Below are 16,290 nucleotides of genomic sequence, written 5' to 3'. Positions count from 1 at the left end.
GCTTTCCCGTTTTTCTTCTATCAAACCCTGGAGCTTTTAGATGACAGCAACAGTGGGCGGCCTGACGGCGCTCGGCGATACCGCAGCACGGCAACTAGCCAATGCCACCAAAACCGTTCCGCAACTCGCCACGATCACGCCGCGTTGGCTCACGCATCTGCTGCAATGGCTGCCGGTCGAGGCAGGCATCTATCGTCTGAACCAGGTGAAGAATCCTGAAGCCGTGAAGGCAGCCTGCACCGCGCGCGAAGATGAAAGCATCCTGCCGCGCACCTTCGTGCCTTACGAAGAGCAGCCGCGCGAATACTTCCTCAATGCGGTCAGCACGGTGCTCGACGTGCACACGCGGATCTCGGATCTGTACAGCAGCCCGCACGATCAGATCAAGGAACAACTGCGCCTCACGATCGAGACGATCAAGGAGTTGCAGGAAAGCCAGTTGATCAACAACCCGGACTACGGCCTGCTCGCGAATGTGGCCGACGAACAGCGCGTGTTTCCGCTGACCGGTGCGCCGACGCCGGACGATCTCGACGAATTGCTGACCAGGGTTTGGAAAGAACCGGCGTTCTTCCTGACGCATCCGCTCGCGATCGCCGCCTTCGGCCGTGAATGCACGCGCCGTGGCGTGCCGCCGCCGACCGTCAGCCTGTTCGGTTCGCAGTTCCTGACGTGGCGCGGCATTCCGCTGATTCCGTCGGACAAGGTGCCGGTTGCCGACGGCAAGACCAAGATCCTGTTGCTGCGCGTGGGCGACAAGCGCCAGGGCGTGGTCGGCCTGTTCCAGCCGGGCGTGGCCGGCGAGCAGGGTCCGGGGTTGTCGGTGCGCTTCATGGGCATCAACAATCATGCGATCGCGTCGTATCTGATCTCGCTCTATTGCTCGCTCGCGGTGCATTCGCCGGACGCGCTGGCAGTTCTCGATGACGTGGAGATCGGCAAGTACCATGACTACCCAGATACCTACAAGTAAGCCCATGGACAGCGTCCTGCCGCACGATGTGCCGACCGGTCCGCCTGGGGGCTTGCCTGCGGGATTGCCCGATCCGGCGACGTTGGCGTCGCTCGCCAATGCGTTCTTCTCGGCGTTGCCGGGCAATGCTTCGCACGCGGGCGCGACGCCCGGTGTGGCCGGCACGCTGCCGTTCACGGCGCCCGTGACCAGCGAGATCGGCAATCCGGCTCCGGCCGGCTCGCCGCTCGCAGGTCCTGGCGGCACGGGCACGGGTGTACCCGGCGCGGCGTTGCCGCAAGGACACCTGCCGGGTGGCAACCTGCTGCCCGCGGCGCCGACGCATGTGCTCTCACTGGGCAATCGCGCGCCCGCGTTGGGGCCGCATGCAACGGCTGCGAACGGCTTGCCGGATAACGTGGTGACGGTCGCGCCCGCACTGGATCCGCGCTTTGGCGGAGCCGCGCTCGGTGTGCCCGAGGCGCATGGTGCACAGCGTCCGTCCGCGGGTGGTGCGGCGCCCTCGTCAGTTGCGGCGCCGGCATCCGCATCGCCGTACTATTTTCTCGGCGAATCGGGGCAGCCTCGCACGTCGGTGGCGTCGCCGGATATCGTCGTGCCGGTCTGGAACGAGGTGAGCGCGCAATCGTTCGGCCTGCCCGCAGTGGACCAGCCGCTTGCCGAACAACGCTTCCCGTACGACCGTCAGTCCATCTCGCACGCGGCACCGCCTTCGACGCCGGCGCAGCACACGGGCAGCCCGCATTATTTTCTGGATCTGAATGCGCCGTCCTCGCGTTTTCCTGGGCCGACGCCCGCTGCGGCGGATGGCGTGCCGCACGCGGGCCCGTCAGCGCATCCGCCGTTCGACGTGAATGCGATTCGGCGCGACTTTCCGATTCTGCAGGAGCGCGTCAACGGCCGTCAGCTGGTGTGGTTCGACAATGCCGCGACCACGCACAAACCGCAGGCGGTGATCGACCGGCTCGCGTACTTCTACGCGCATGAAAACTCCAACATCCACCGGGCGGCGCATGCGCTGGCCGGCCGCGCCACCGACGCCTATGAGGCCGCGCGCAGCAAGGTGCAGCGTTTCATCGGCGCGGCGTCGCCGGAGGAAATCATCTTCGTGCGCGGCACCACCGAGGCGATCAATCTGATCGCCAAAACGTGGGGCGTGCAGCATGTCGGCGAGGGCGACGAGATCATCGTCTCGCACCTCGAGCATCACGCCAATATCGTGCCGTGGCAGCAGCTCGCCGCGCAAACCGGTGCGAAGCTGCGCGTGATTCCGGTCGACGACAGCGGCCAGGTTCTGCTCGACGAATACCGGCGGCTTCTCAACGACCGCACGAAAATCGTCTCGGTCACGCAGGTGTCGAACGCGCTCGGCACGGTCGTGCCGGTCAAGGAAATCGTCGAGCTGGCGCATCGCGCCGGTGCGAAAGCATTGGTCGACGGTGCGCAGTCGGTGTCGCACATGCGGGTGGACGTCCAGGCCATCGACGCGGACTTCTTCGTGTTCTCGGGTCACAAGGTGTTCGGCCCGACCGGCATCGGCGTGGTCTACGGCAAGCGCGCGATTCTGGAAGATATGCCGCCGTGGCAGGGTGGCGGCAACATGATCGCGGACGTGACGTTCGAGCGCACCGTATTCCAGCCGCCGCCGAATCGTTTCGAAGCCGGCACGGGCAATATCGCCGATGCGGTCGGCCTGGGTGCGGCTATCGATTATGTTCAGCGCGTCGGCATCGAGAATATCGCGCGTTATGAGCACGATCTGCTGGCGTATGCGACGAGCGTCTTGCAACCGGTGCCCGGTGTGCGCCTGATCGGCACGGCACGCGACAAGGCCAGCGTGTTGTCGTTCGTGCTGAAAGGCTACGAAACCGAGGAAGTCGGGCAGGCGCTGAACGAAGAGGGCATCGCCGTGCGCTCGGGGCATCACTGCGCGCAGCCGATCTTGCGGCGCTTCGGCGTCGAAGCCACCGTGCGTCCGTCGCTCGCGTTCTACAACACGTGTGATGAAGTGGACGCGCTGGTGTCGGTGGTGCGACGGCTGTCTTCACGACGCTGACGATAAGCGGCGGCCACATTGGCCGCCGCTTCCTCATCCTGTTCGAGCGGCGCTTCGGGCGCTCCGACCTTGGGTAAATCCGATTCACCAAACGATCGCCGTGGCCGACGCGACTTTGCGCCCGCCAGCTTTGAATTGCGCTCGCTGCTGTTCTTCTAACGAAGAACCACCTCAGCGTGCGTTCATGAACGACGCTGCGGCCGCGCTTACACGGCGGCCGCTTCTCGCGCTTCAAGGTGGCGGCTCACAGGCTGTTGCAACCCGAAGTGTTCGCGCAGTGTGCGCCCTTCGTACCCGGTGCGGAAAATGCCGCGTTGTTGCAGAAGCGGCACCACGCCGTCGGCGAAGTCCTGCAAGCCGCCCGGCAGGACATCCGGCATCAGGTTGAAGCCGTCGGCGGCGCCACCCTTGAACCAGTGTTCGATATCGTCGGCGATCTGCTCCGGCGTGCCGACCACGACGCGATGCCCGCCACCGCCCGCGAGCGCTCGGATCAACTGACGCGCCGTGTACCCGTTCGTACGTGCCTGAGCGAGCGTCGCATGGAAGAACGTGTGATTGCCGTTGCCGCCGCCGGGCAGCGAGAGATCGTCCGGCAGACGCTCGTCGAGCTTCAGCCGCTCGACGTTCACGCCTAGAATGCCGGCCAGCCGCGCGAGGCTGTAAGTCCACGGAATCAGATCGACCAGTTCATCGCGACGGCGCAGTGCTTCGGTCTCCGTTGCACCGATGATGGTGGTGAGACCCGGCAGCACACGGATCGCGTCGTTGCCGCGTCCCAGGGCCGCGGCGCGCGACTTCAGTTCGCGCGCGTAAGCCGCCGCTTCGTCGAACGACTGCGAGGCGGAGAACACGGCTTCCGCGTGGCGCGAAGCCAGCTCGCGTCCGTCCGCCGAGCCGCCCGCCTGAATCAATACCGGATGCCCCTGGGCGCTACGCGGCAGATTGAATGGACCGTCGACGCTGAAGTACTTGCCGCGATGCTCGATGCGATGCACCTTCGCCGCGTCGATGAAGCGGCCGCTCGCCTTGTCGCCGATAAAAGCGTCGTCTTCCCAGCTGTCCCACAGCGCCTTCACGACCTCGGTGAATTCGGCGGCGCGCTCATAGCGTTCAGCGTGATTGGGCACCGCCTCGCGGCCGAAGTTGCGCGCCGAGCCGAGATCGGCGGTCGTCACGATGTTCCAGCCGGCACGGCCCGCGCTGAGATGATCGAGCGTGGCGAAGCGCCGCGCGATGTTATACGGCTCGTTGTAACTCGTCGATGCCGTGCCGATCACACCGATATGCGTGGTCGCGGAAGCAATGCCGGCGAGCAGGACGGTCGGCTCCAGCGCCGTGATGGGGCGAAAGTCGATCTGATCGGCGATCGATGCATTGTCCGCGAGAAACACGGCGTCGAATTTCGCCGCTTCGGCGATTTGCGCGACGCGAACGTAGTGGGCGATATCGACGAAGGCGCGAGGGTCCGCATCTTCGGTACGCCACGCGGACGGGACAAAACCCGAGTGGAGAATATTGACATTCAGATGAAGCTGACGGGGCGGGGCGGTTCTCATGGGTCTTTTCGAATGCGGGAGGGGCCGGCAACGAAGGAACGTATGCATCTGGCCGACGCGCCAATTGTCGAATAGGCGCTCATGCGCGGCCACTAACGAATTCGGGCATCGATATGTCGGCAAAGACTAAGGCTTGCCCGCGCTGAAGATGAGCGTCGTCCCTGACGCCGGTTATCAATCGATTCGCTTCAGGTATTCCCACGGGTAAATCCCCTGCGCGTGCCCGTCGCTGAAGACGATCTGCATGCCGTAGCCCATCGGCTGCATGTCGACGATCGCGACATGGGGCGATTCGGGCCGTGCCTCGCCGGAATGCGCCAGACGTCGGCAGGTCGAACAAGGGCAGCGTTCGCGCAACGTCGCGTTATCGATCGATTGCGTGCGGCCGTCATCCCATGTGAGGGACAATCGCCCGCTCGCGGCGTGGACCGTGATCTGTTCGGGGGCGTTCATCGCTGTGTGCTTTCGATTTGCGTCAACGCGATGCGCGCCGCTTTACGGACTTCCGGATCGGGGTCCGTTGCCGCTGCCCGCAAGGCCGGCAGCGACGCCGCGTCGCCCAGTTCGCCGAGCGACAAGGCCGCTTCCTTGCGCAAATTGCTGATCGCATGCGTCAACAGCGAAGCGACTGCCGTGCTCGTGCCTGTACTTGTGCTCGCGTCGCGCAGTTTGCCCAACGCGCGGACCGCTTGCAGACGGACTTGCCAGTAGTCGTCGTGGAGCGCGTCGAGCAACGCATCGCGCGCGGCCGCCGCGCGCAGTTTGCCCAGCGTCGCCGCCGCTTCTTCACGGACCTGCCACGCGGCATCGCGTAAAGCGCCGAGCAACGCGGCAACGGTGTCTTCGGTCGACGCGGCGCCGATACCCAACGCGCCGATCGCCGCGCGCCGCACGGCGGCGTTCGGATCCTGCGCGGCGATGCTGGTGAGGGGCCCGAGCGCGCGCTCGCTTTTCAGCCAGCCGAGCACGCTCACCGCTTCGAGCCGCACGAGGTCTTCGCTTGCCGTCAGCGCGTGCAGCGCCGGTTCCAGTGCGCCCGCATAGCGCAATTCGCGTAAGCCGCGAAGCACGGCCTGGCGCACGAACGGATCCTGATGCGTGGTCCATGCCGCAAGCAGCGGCCCCGATTGCGGATCCTTCAGACTGGACAGACTCTGTGCGGCCGCTTCGCGCACTTCCTCGACGGGATCCGCCAGCGCTTCGCAGAGCGCCGCCACCGCGTCGGCGCGTTCCCACGCGCCGAGCACCTGGGCGGCCTGCGCGCGTACTTCCGCGGACGTGTCCAGCCGCAACGCGGCGACGATCGGTTCGAGCACGGTTTCGTCCTCGAGGTCCGCGAGCGCCAGCAGGGCGATACGGCGCACGGCGGCGTCGGTGGATGTCAAACGCGGCAGCAGCGCGGCGACTTCCGGATCGAGAGAGTCGGGGTCGAAGGTCAGCGGAAGCGAAATATCGGTCATGAATTCGGTGATGTCTTGAGTGGAACTGATGAAACCCGTCATGCCGCCGCCGCTTCACGGAGCAACGCGAGGCAGCGGCGCTTGATGTCGACGAATTGCGCCTCGGTGGTGGTCTCGTCGTCGCGTGGACGCGGCAACGTCACGCGCAGATCGGCGACGATGCGCGCGGGCCGCTGCGACAGTACGAGAATGCGGTCGGCGAGAAACAGCGCTTCGTCGATATCGTGCGTGACGAACAGCACGGTGGTGGGAACCTGGGTCCACACATCGAGCAGCAAGGCTTGCATCATGCGGCGCGTTTGCGCGTCGAGTGCGCCGAACGGCTCGTCCATCAGCAGCACGCGCGGCCGGTTGATCAGCGCGCGTGCGATTTCCACCCGCTGCTGCATGCCGCCCGACAACTGCGCCGGATAGCGCGCGCCGAATCCGCTCAGGCCGACCAGATCGAGCAGATCGCTGGCTTGCCGGCGCCGCTCGTCGGCGGCGAGACCCTTCATTTTCAGGCCGAACGCGACGTTGTCGATCACACGCTTCCACGGAAACAGCGTGTGCTGCTGAAACACCAGACCGCGTTCCGGGTGAGGGCGCAGCACCCGTTCGCCGTCCACAGCGATCTCGCCCGCGCTGGCCGTCACATGACCGGCGAGCGCGGCCAGCAAGGTGGATTTGCCGCAGCCCGACGGTCCCAGCACGCAGACAAACTCGCCGGGTTCGACGCTGAAGTCCAATTGATCGAGCGCGGTGAAACGCTGCTCGCGCAAGCCCACTTCCACGCTCAGCGCCCGCACGTCGATGCGGCCCGCCGGTTTCGATTGCGCCTGTGTACTCATCGGCGTACTGATCGGCGTACTCATCGCTGCGACGCCTCCATCCGGTACCACGGGATCAGCGCAAGGCCGGCGCGCCGTACCAGCAGGCTGCTGCCCATGCCCAACGCGCCGATCAGCAGCATGCCGACGACAATGTCCGCATAGTTCTGCAACGTGTACGACTCCCATGTGAAATAGCCGATCCCGTATTGACCCGCGATCATCTCGGCGCTCACCAGACAGAACCACGCGGTGCCCATGCCGATCGACAGGCCCGTGACGATCGCGGGCGCGGCGCCCGGCAGGATCACTTCGGCCAACAGCGCGCCGCCGCGCGTGCCTAGCGAACGCGCGGTCGCGACGAGGCGCGGATCGACGCCTTCCACGCCGTGAATCGTGTTGAGCAGGATCGGAAAGAGTGCGCCGATGAAGGTGATGAACATCATGCTCATCTCCGACGAAGGAAACATCAGGATCGCGAGCGGGATCCACGCGACCGCGGGAATCGGCCGCAACACTTCGAGCGGCGGCAGCAAGGTGTCTTCGAACGCGCGATAGCGGCCGATGGCGAGCCCGAGTCCAATACCCACGACGCTCGCCGTGACGAATCCCACCAGCACGCGCGTGAGGCTCGACAGCAGGTGCATCGGCAGCTTCGGCGAGTGGAGCAGGGCCCAGGCGGCCGGCACGACATCGCTCGGCGCGGGCACATTGGCGAAAGTCACAATGCCGAACGACACGTGATGTTCAGCGAGCACTTGCCAGATGCCCACACAGGCCAGAACGGCCACGATCCTGGTCAACGCGCGGATCAGGCGGGCCGGTCTCCAGACACGCGCACTGACTGCGCCGCGCCGGAGGCTCGTGTTTTCCGCGGCTTCAAGAATGGCTGACATCGAGGACTCTCCTGAGTGAGGCGCGCCAAAGCACGCCAGGGCGCGCCGCTTATCGGTCAGCGCGCCGCGACGGCCTGAGTCGCGTCGGTTTTGGCGGCGGCGAAATCCACGACGTTGCCGTTCACCTGCTTCGCGTAGCTATCCGCGTTGTCTTTCAGCAGGAAACCGGCGAGGTTGCCCTTGGCGTCTTTCACGTACCACGCCTGGCTGGCAAACAGCTTCAGTCCGCTCGCGTGATCCTGGATATAGACGACGCGCACTTTCTTGCCGCCTTGTTCGAGCGTGTTGACCGCGGCGAATGCCTCCTGCGCCGACGCATAATCGCGCACCTTGCCTTCGCCATCCACCCAGACCTGCGTCACGCCGCGCGGATCGGTGATGCGCTTGCCGGTTTGCGCGTCGTTGGCGACGAGCGGTTGCTTCGCGTAGTTCTTGAGCGCCGCATCGTAGTTCAGGCCGGACTGCCTGAATGCTTCGCGGATGTAGCGGTCGTCGATGAAGCTGTTCACATCCAGATCGACGTCGGTCTTTTTCAGCAGCTTGAGCGTGCTGATGGCTGTGACCGTCGCCTGACGGTATTCGGGTTTCCACGTCAGATCGCGCGTTTGCAGACCGAGCGGCCCGTGAAACAGATAATTGACCTCGGCGTCGATGCCGGTGACTTTCTGGATCAGCTGACTGTATTTCTCAGGCTCTTGCGCGAACAACTGATTGGCTTCGATCACCGCGCGCAGATACGCGACCACTACTTCCGGATAGCGCTTCGCATAGTCCGCGTCGACCAGCGTGCCGTGGAAAGTCGGCGCATGCGTCTGCGCGCCGTCGTAAATCTTGCGCGCAAAGCCGCGGAACGGGAACAGTTCGGCGAACGGCACGAAGTCGGCGTGGGCGTCGATCTTGTGCGCCTTCAACGCGCTGCCGGCCACTTCCGGCGACTGCGTGATGATGTTCACGTCGGTCTCGGGATTCCAGCCTTGCGCCTTGACGGCCCGCAGCAGCATGCCGTGCGCCGCTGAAGCGAACGGCACGGAGATCGTCTTGCCCTTCAGGTCGGCGAGCGAGCGGATCGGCGAGTCGTCCGGCACGACAATGCCGTTGCCGCTGCCGTCGATGCTGCCCGACAGCACGGTGATGAACACGCTCTTCTTGCCGGCCTTCTGAAAGGCCGCGCCGTTCAATGAACCGGGAAACTCCGCCATTGATCCGAAGTCGAGCTTGCCTGCCACCATCTCGTTGGTGATCGGCGCGCCGGACGTGAAGTCTTTCCATTGCACGTCGTATTTGACGTCCTTGTACTTGCCGTCGTGCGGCAGATACTTGTCGAGCAGGTTCAGTTCGCGGATCAGCAGGCCGCCAGTGGCGCAATTGATCGTCGTGTCCTGAGTGCCGATCGCAATGCGGATGGTCTCGGCGCGCGCCGCGCCAGCGGTGAGCGCCAGCAGGCCGCTCGCGAGGAGCGTCGTGGCAAGCAGATGGCGGATATTCATGAGTTAAACCCCGGTTGATAAGGAGCCGTGCTTCAAAGTGGATGGTTCTTCGCGATGTTTCGTCGTTAACGCAGCAGATAGGGAATCTCGACCCTGACCGCATCGGTCGGGCAATCTTTTTCGCACGGCATGCAGTACCAGCATTCGTCGAATTTCATATAGGCCTTGCCCTTGCTCAAATCGATCGCGAGCAGATCGAGCGGGCAGACATCCACGCAGACGGTGCAGCCTTTGTCGGCAATGCATTTGTCCTCATCGATCGTGACGGGCGCGGCGCTGCGCTGAAAAATGTCGTGTGGTGTGGTCGGCATGGTGGTTCCTCAGGCGTCGGCAAGCGCGGGCTCGGCGATGCGCAGGTTCTGGTAGGCGTGACTGTCGTGAGCGTCGAGCGGCACCACGTACGGTTCGACGGCGCGTTTTTCGCTGCGCATGCGGCCCGTTGCGTCTTTGCTGAGATGCGTGTGGCAGAACCACTCCGCGTCGTTGCGCTGCGGATAATCGACCCGATGGTGGTACAGGCCCCAGCGGCTCTCCGTGCGATACAGCGATGCGTGCGCGGCCATTTCGGCGCAATCGCGAATCGCCCGCACTTCGGCGGCGCGCATCAGTTCGTGCGGGTTGTGGGCCTTGATCCGCGCGATGTCGTCGGCGATTTCGGCGAAACGTTGCTGGCCGATTTCCATCTTGCGCGTCACCTTCGGCGGTTGCAGATAGTCGTTCACCATGCGGCGCAGCTTGTATTCGACTTGCGCCGGCGCGAGTCCGGTGTCGCGTTCCAGCGGCGCGTAAATGCGTGAGCGTTCGGCTGCGATCTGCTCGTCGTCGAGCGCGGCATGCTCGCGGCCTTCGACGTATTGCGCGGCGTTGTGGCCCGCGAACCAGCCGTAGGTAAACGCGCCGAGCATGTAGTTGTGCGGCACGGCGGCCATGTCGCCGGCGGCATAGAGACCCGCAACCGTGGTTTCCGCGCGCTCGTTCACATACACGCCGGATGCGCTGTGCCCGCTGCAAAAACCGATCTCCGAGATGTGCATCTCGATCATCTGCTCGCGATAGTCGGTGCCGCGTCCCGCATGAAAACGTCCGCGGCTCGGGCGCTCGTTCGTGTGCAGAATCTGCTCGATGGTCTGAATGGTTTCTTCCGCGAGATGGTCGAGCTTCAGAAACACCGGGCCATTGCCGCTCTGCAGTTCCTGATAGAACTCCCACATCATCTGGCCGCTCCAGTAATCGCATTCAATGAAGCGTTCACCCTTGCCGTTCGCGGTAAAACCGCCGAGCGGTCCCGTCACGTAGGCGCAGGCCGGGCCGTTGTAATCCTTGATCAGCGGGTTGATCTGGAAGCATTCGAGATTCGCCAGCGCGGCGCCCGCGTGATAGGCCATCGCGTAGCCGTCGCCGGCGTTGGTGGGATTTTCGTAAGTGCCCATCAGATAGCCCGAAGACGGCAAGCCGAGTCGGCCCGCCGCGCCACAGCAGAGAATCACCGCCTTCGCGCGCACCACGTAGAAATCGGCGGTGCGGCAATCGAAACCGAGCACGCCGCAAGCGCGCCCTTGCGCATCGGTCAGCACGCGAGTGATCACGATCCGATTGGTGATCGCAATGCGCGCGCGTTTGAGCTGCCGGTACAGCACTTTCTTGATGTCGTGGCCTTCCGGCATCGGCAGGACATAGGAGCCCATGTGATGCACTTTCTTGACGGCATAGTCGCCGGTGCCGTCTTTTTCGAACTTCACGCCCCAGCGGTCGAGTTCTTCGATCGTTTTGAAGCTGTGCCGCGCGTACGCATAGACGGCTGATTGATCGACGATGCCGTCGTTCGCGATGGTGATTTCGCGCGTGTACTGCTCGGGCGTTGCGTGACCCGGGATGATGGCGTTGTTCAGGCCGTCCATGCCCATCGAAATCGCGCCGCTGCGCTTGACGTTGGCCTTTTCCAGCAGCAATACCTTGAGGTTCGGATTCTGCTCTTTGGCCTTGACGGCAGCCATTGGGCCGGCCGTGCCGCCGCCCACGACGACCAGGTCGTACTCGATCACATGTGTGTTCATTTCGTCTTCCTTGTGCTTTTCTTCTCTTTCTGACGGTCGATGCGAAAGCGGTACTGGAACGCATCGCCGCGGAAATAGAGGTATTCGTAGTCGATCGGCGTACCGTCCGCGCTGTGCGTGAGACGTTCGATCCGCAGCACCGGGCTGCCTTCCTCCACGTTCAAGGCTTCGACGATGTCTTCGTCGGCGAGAATCGCGTCGATCGAGACGTCGGCGTGGCCGAGCGGCACGGCGCAGTCGTTCTCCAGAATCAGAAAAATATCGCGCGTGACGAGGTCCGCATTGGCGAGGCGTTTGCCGAGCGCTTCCGGCACCCACGTGATTTCAAGCGACACCGGTTCGCGATTAAGCAGTCGCACCCGGTGTATTTCGGCCACTTTCGCGCCCTCGGGCAACTGCAGACGTTGCGCGATCTGAGCGGTCGCTGGAATGAAGCGGATGTGCTTGAGCTGATTGACGATCTCATAGCCCATCGACGACATCGCTTCAGCGAAGCCTTGCAGTGCGCTGACGTTCTGGAAGGCCTTCGGCTTGGAAACGAAGGTGCCTTTGCCGTGCAGCTTGAAAACGAGGCCTTCCTTCTGCAGATCGCCGAGCGCTTGCCGCACGGTGATGCGGCTGACGTCGAACATCGCGCACAGGTCGTTTTCGGACGGCATCTGCGAATGGGCCGCATACGTGCCATTCAGAATGCGCGCGCGCAGTTCCGTCTTGATCTGCTCGTAGAGCGGAGGGGCGGCGAGCGGCAGCACGTTGGCGGGGTCGGATTTCGTCATGGTTCGTGGGGTTGTCTGTACTTGTTATGACAAGTTGAGTCACAGTCTAGTGACGGAGTCCCGCCGGGCGAACGAAGATTTTGTGCTTTGTATTTCTTCAGGGACGCATTTGGGATCGGCAACACTGGCGAAAATCGCGCGCGAACGCGGCTGGCGGGTCGCGCCGTGTCCGCTGCGCGCGGACTTTATAGAGCGGAGCGGCCGCAAGCAGCCGCGGCGAAGCGCGATTAAACTGGCGCGACCCTATTCGCGATGGAGAGCGGCACATGTCACGTCAGCTTCGCCTCGGCGCCTTCATGCGTCCCACCACGATCCACACCGGTGCATGGCGCTATCCCGGCGCCTATCCGGACGCCAACTTCAATTTCGGGCATCTGAAGCTTTTCGCGCAGACGCTCGAACGCGGCCGCTTCGACGCGTTCTTCATGGCCGACCATCTCGCGGTGCTCAATATGCCGCTGGATGCGCTCAAGCATAGCCACACGGTCACGTCGTTCGAACCGCTGACCTTGTTGCCCGCGCTGGCGGCGGTGACGGAAAGACTAGGGCTGGTCGCCACGGCGTCCACCACGTTCGACGCGCCGTATCACGTCGCCCGGCGTTTCGCCTCGCTCGACCACATCAGCGGCGGCCGCGCGGGATGGAATCTCGTGACGACGTCGAACCCGGACGCCGCGCTCAATTTCGGTCTCGACGAGCATGTCGAGCACGACGAACGCTACCGGCGCGCCCGCGAGTTCTTCGATGTGGTCACCGGACTCTGGGATAGTTGGGCCGACGACGCCTTTATCCGCGATACGGCAAGCGGCACCTATTTCGATCCGCAAAAACTGCATGTGCTGAACTACAAAAGCGAGAACTTCTCGGTGCGCGGGCCGTTGAATATCGCACGCCCCGTTCAGGGCTGGCCCGTCATCGTGCAGGCGGGTTCATCCGAAGCGGGGCGGCAAATCGCGGCCGAAACCGCCGAGGTGGTCTTCACCGCACAGAGCCGGCTCGAGGACGGCAAGCGCTTCTACGCCGACGTAAAAGGCCGTATGGAGAAACTCGGCCGGCAACGCGACCATATGAAGATTCTGCCGGCTGCCTTCGTCGTGGTGGGCGATACGCTCGACGAGGCGCGCGAAACGCGCGCGCGCCTCGACACGTTCGTGCACTACGAGAGCGGGCTTGCTTCATTGTCGATTGCATTGGGGCACGACGTGTCTGGCCTGGATCCTGACGGCCCGCTGCCGGAAATCCCCGAGACCAATGCGAGCCGTACCTCGCGGCAAAGAGTGGTCGAATGGGCGCAGCGCGATGGACTGACGATCCGTCAACTCGCGCAGCGCATTGGCGGCTATTCGGGACTGGAGATGGTCGGCACGCCGGCGACGATCGCGGATCAGATGGAGCAGTGGCTGGTGGAGGAGGGCTCGGACGGATTCAACGTGATGTTCTCGCATCTTCCCGCCGGTCTCGATGACTTCGTCGATAAAGTCATTCCGGAGTTGCAGAAGCGAGGGCTGTTCCGGCGCGAATACGAAGGTGTGACGCTGCGCGAGAATCTCGGCTTGCCGCGGCCTGAGAATCGTTTTTTTCCTGCCTGAATTCAGTCGTTCCGGTGAACGCGCCCGTTCCAGAACCGGGCGATATGACAGCCGCCGCTTAGCACCTGAAATTTGCTTCGTTTGTTCTGTCCGGCAGCGTTGGTAGAGTGGGCGACTCACGCTCAGGAGCAACGTCGATCGACGTCTTGCGCGGACCATCAAGAACAACAGGAAACCACCGCTATGAATTTCAGAGTGCTTGGGGCAGTGATTGCCGGAAGTCTGCTCGTCATGTCCACCGCCGCGCACGCGGACCGCGTCGACGACATCAAGAAAGCGGGCGTGCTGCGCGTTGCCGCGTTCGACAGCAATCCGCCGTTCGGCTTCGTCGATCCGAAGAACAACCAGATCGTCGGGCTCGACATCGACTATGCGCGCGCGCTCGCGACCCGCCTCGGCGTCAAGCTCGAGATCCAGCCGACCAATCCGGCCAACCGCATCGCCTTCCTGAAGTCGGGCAAGGTGGATCTGGTGTTCGCCAACTTCACGATTACCGACGATCGCAAGAAAGAGGTGGATTTCAGCACCCCGTATTTCGCGTCCGGCACGCAGTTCATCGCGAAGAAAGGCGCGCTCACCTCGCCGCAGCAGTTGAACAGTTTGCGGATCGGCGCGGACAAAGGCACGACCAACGAGCAGCAGGTGCGTGCGCAATTCCCGGGCGCCACGATCGTCGCTTACGACGACACGCCGTTCGCATTCGCCGCGCTGCGCACGGGCAACGTGCAGGCGATCACGCAGGACGGGCCGAAGCTCGTCGCGTTGCTGGCGAAAGTGCCGGACAAGGCGAACTACGAGATCCCGCCGTTTACGATCTCCAACGACTACGAAGGCGTGGGTGTGCCGAAGGGCGAGACGCGACTGCTGAATGTGGTGAATGACACGTTGAAGGATCTCGAGGCCAAAGGCACGGCCGGCAAGATCTACGACACCTGGTTCGGCCCAACGAGCGCCGCGCCGCTGCCGCGCCTGTTCAAGATCGGCGACCCGCAAAAGAGCTGACGTCCCTTTATTTTTCAGCCGCCTGAATACGGCCCGGCCATGACTCGAAAAGAGTGGCCGGGCCGTCTTGTTGATACAGCACCGAGCTTTTCCGAATGCATTTCATGACTCTCTGGCTGGAGCCCCGCTATCTGGGCTGGCTCGCGCATGGCTTTGTCATCACCTTGATCCTGTCGGCGTGTGCGAGCGTATGCGCGACACTGCTCGGTTTCGGTCTGGCGATGGCCCATATCGCCCAACATCGCGCGATCGCCTCGGCGGCGCGGCTCTATGTGCTGGTGTTCCGTAATTCGCCGCTGCTGGTGCAGTTGCTGTTCTGGTACTTCGGCGCCGCGACGCTGCTGCCCGAGCACTGGATGACGTGGCTGAACGCGCCGCATACATTGAGCGCCGGGCCGCTTGTTTTGCGCTGGCCGAGCTTCGAACTGTTCGCCGGTTGGCTCGGCTTGACCTGCTACAGCACCGCTTTTATCGCCGAAGAGTTTCGTGCCGGCATCCGCGGTGTGGGCATTGCGCAATACCAGGCGGGCGCGGCATTGGGCATGACGCGTTATGCCACGTTGCGGCACGTGATCTTGCCGCAAGCCGTGCGTATCGCCACACCGCCGCTCGCGGGGCAATACATGAATGTCGTAAAGAACTCGTCGCTGGCGATGGCGATCGGCGTGGCCGAACTGTCGTATATGTCGCGCCAGGTCGACACGGAGAGCTTCCGGACATTTCAGGCCTTCGGCACGGCAACCGTGCTGTATGTCGTCACCATCGCATTGATCGAAACGGCGTTACTGATCTGGCAGCGCACAGGTGTGCGTGCGTTGCAAAGGGGGCATGCATGAGCGCGCTCGAATGGCTGCCGACGCTGCGTTATCTGCTGCTCGGTGCGTTCCCCAATGGGCCGCTGGGCGGTGCGGCGTTGACTGTGCTGCTGTCGGTGGTGTCGGCGTTGCTGTCCGCCGCGGCCGGTTTGGCGGGCGGCGTGGCGCTCTCGATGACGCGCGGCGCCACGCATCTGCTCCTGCTCGGAATCGTCGCGTTTTTCCGGGCGATTCCGGTGCTGATGCTGATTTTCTGGACCTTCTTCCTGATGCCGATTCTGCTGCACGTCGACGTACCGGGTCTGGTGGCGGTGGTGTGCGCGCTGTCGTTGATCGGTGGCGCGTATCTGTCGCATTCGGTGCATGCGGGCATCGTCTCGATCGGAGCGGGCCAGCAGAACGCGGCGCTGTCGCTCGGGCTCACGCGCTGGCAGGCGCTGCGTCACGTGGTGTTGCCGCAGGCGGTACGCGTGATGATGCCGTCGTTCGTGAATCAGTGGGTGTCGCTCATCAAAGACACCTCGCTTGCGTATATCGTCGGGGTGCCGGAATTTACCTTTCTCGCCAATCAGGTCAACAGCCGCCTGATGATTTACCCCGCGCAGATTTTCGTGTTCGTCGGGATCGTGTATCTGGTTTTGTGCTCCGCGCTGCAATGGTTTGCGTCTCGCGTGTTGCTGCGTGCACGGCCGGCTCGCGCCACGGATGTCGATACGGAAACGGCAACCGGCGCGGCGCGTGGTAAAGAACATGGCGTGGCGATGCCATGACGCGATGAGTTTGCGCGTCGCTCGCGGTCAGTCGATATGCCCCA

General features: G+C 63.6%; 15 protein-coding genes. 6 read left to right on the top strand and 9 right to left on the bottom strand.

Features of this window, described 5'->3' with window-relative positions:
• The first annotated feature begins 40 nt into the window (after nt 1–40).
• Together PQR54_RS16315 and PQR54_RS16310 are read left to right on the top strand one after the other, a co-directional pair.
• The gene (locus PQR54_RS16315) at nt 41–973 is read left to right on the top strand and encodes a family 2A encapsulin nanocompartment shell protein (RefSeq protein WP_408247372.1); all 933 of its coding nucleotides are present in this window, start codon (nt 41–43) and stop codon (nt 971–973) included.
• Nucleotides 948–3,029 (top strand): family 2A encapsulin nanocompartment cargo protein cysteine desulfurase, encoded by a 2,082-nt coding sequence (locus tag PQR54_RS16310; protein ID WP_408247370.1) that lies wholly within the window; start codon nt 948–950, stop codon nt 3,027–3,029. The genes PQR54_RS16315 and PQR54_RS16310 overlap by 26 nt, the downstream gene beginning before the upstream one ends.
• Nucleotides 3,030–3,235: 206 nt before the next feature.
• Here PQR54_RS16310 and PQR54_RS16305 read toward each other — a convergent pair whose 3' ends face one another.
• From PQR54_RS16305 to PQR54_RS16265, 9 genes are all read right to left on the bottom strand, one after another.
• Nucleotides 3,236–4,588 carry an LLM class flavin-dependent oxidoreductase gene (locus PQR54_RS16305; protein ID WP_408247368.1) on the bottom strand — a complete coding sequence of 451 codons (1,353 nt, stop codon included), beginning with the start codon at nt 4,586–4,588 and terminating at the stop codon, nt 3,236–3,238.
• A gap of 174 nt (nt 4,589–4,762) precedes the next feature.
• A complete protein-coding gene (locus PQR54_RS16300; RefSeq protein ID WP_408247366.1) occupies nt 4,763–5,041 on the bottom strand; it encodes a DUF971 domain-containing protein in 279 nt (92 codons plus the stop codon).
• Entirely contained in the window at nt 5,038–6,048 is a 1,011-nt protein-coding gene (locus PQR54_RS16295; RefSeq protein ID WP_408248054.1) for a HEAT repeat domain-containing protein, read from the bottom strand. The genes PQR54_RS16300 and PQR54_RS16295 overlap by 4 nt, the downstream gene beginning before the upstream one ends.
• A 38-nt stretch (nt 6,049–6,086) precedes the next feature.
• Nucleotides 6,087–6,902, bottom strand: a complete 816-nt coding sequence (locus tag PQR54_RS16290; RefSeq protein ID WP_408247364.1) for an ABC transporter ATP-binding protein — start codon at nt 6,900–6,902, stop codon at nt 6,087–6,089.
• The gene (locus PQR54_RS16285) at nt 6,899–7,753 is read right to left on the bottom strand and encodes an ABC transporter permease (protein WP_408247362.1); all 855 of its coding nucleotides are present in this window, start codon (nt 7,751–7,753) and stop codon (nt 6,899–6,901) included. The genes PQR54_RS16290 and PQR54_RS16285 overlap by 4 nt, the downstream gene beginning before the upstream one ends.
• 56 nt (nt 7,754–7,809) lie before the next feature.
• Nucleotides 7,810–9,240 carry an ABC transporter substrate-binding protein gene (locus PQR54_RS16280; protein WP_408247360.1) on the bottom strand — a complete coding sequence of 477 codons (1,431 nt, stop codon included), beginning with the start codon at nt 9,238–9,240 and terminating at the stop codon, nt 7,810–7,812.
• Nucleotides 9,241–9,305: 65 nt separating this feature from the next.
• The gene (locus PQR54_RS16275; RefSeq protein ID WP_134463961.1) at nt 9,306–9,551 is read right to left on the bottom strand and encodes a 4Fe-4S dicluster domain-containing protein; all 246 of its coding nucleotides are present in this window, start codon (nt 9,549–9,551) and stop codon (nt 9,306–9,308) included.
• A gap of 9 nt (nt 9,552–9,560) precedes the next feature.
• Nucleotides 9,561–11,294: a fumarate reductase/succinate dehydrogenase flavoprotein subunit gene (locus PQR54_RS16270; RefSeq protein ID WP_408247358.1), complete on the bottom strand. Its 1,734-nt coding sequence runs from the start codon at nt 11,292–11,294 to the stop codon at nt 9,561–9,563.
• Entirely contained in the window at nt 11,291–12,070 is a 780-nt protein-coding gene (locus PQR54_RS16265; protein WP_408247355.1) for a GntR family transcriptional regulator, read from the bottom strand. Before PQR54_RS16265 ends, PQR54_RS16270 begins: the two co-directional genes overlap by 4 nt.
• Before the next feature lie 266 nt (nt 12,071–12,336).
• Here PQR54_RS16265 and PQR54_RS16260 point away from each other — a divergent pair, with 266 nt between their 5' ends.
• From PQR54_RS16260 to PQR54_RS16245, 4 genes are all read left to right on the top strand, one after another.
• Entirely contained in the window at nt 12,337–13,659 is a 1,323-nt protein-coding gene (locus PQR54_RS16260; protein WP_408247353.1) for an LLM class flavin-dependent oxidoreductase, read from the top strand.
• A gap of 183 nt (nt 13,660–13,842) precedes the next feature.
• Complete coding sequence (locus PQR54_RS16255; protein ID WP_408247351.1) at nt 13,843–14,661, top strand: ABC transporter substrate-binding protein; 819 nt, start codon at nt 13,843–13,845, stop codon at nt 14,659–14,661.
• 104 nt (nt 14,662–14,765) lie between these two features.
• Entirely contained in the window at nt 14,766–15,497 is a 732-nt protein-coding gene (locus PQR54_RS16250) for an amino acid ABC transporter permease (RefSeq protein ID WP_408247349.1), read from the top strand.
• Entirely contained in the window at nt 15,494–16,246 is a 753-nt protein-coding gene (locus PQR54_RS16245) for an amino acid ABC transporter permease (protein WP_408247347.1), read from the top strand. The genes PQR54_RS16250 and PQR54_RS16245 overlap by 4 nt, the downstream gene beginning before the upstream one ends.
• Nucleotides 16,247–16,290: the final 44 nt, after the last annotated feature.

Source organism: Paraburkholderia phytofirmans (assembly GCF_046028095.1).
In the GTDB taxonomy this organism is placed as follows: domain Bacteria; phylum Pseudomonadota; class Gammaproteobacteria; order Burkholderiales; family Burkholderiaceae; genus Paraburkholderia; species Paraburkholderia phytofirmans_A.
This window is presented reverse-complemented; position numbering and strand designations above follow the sequence as displayed.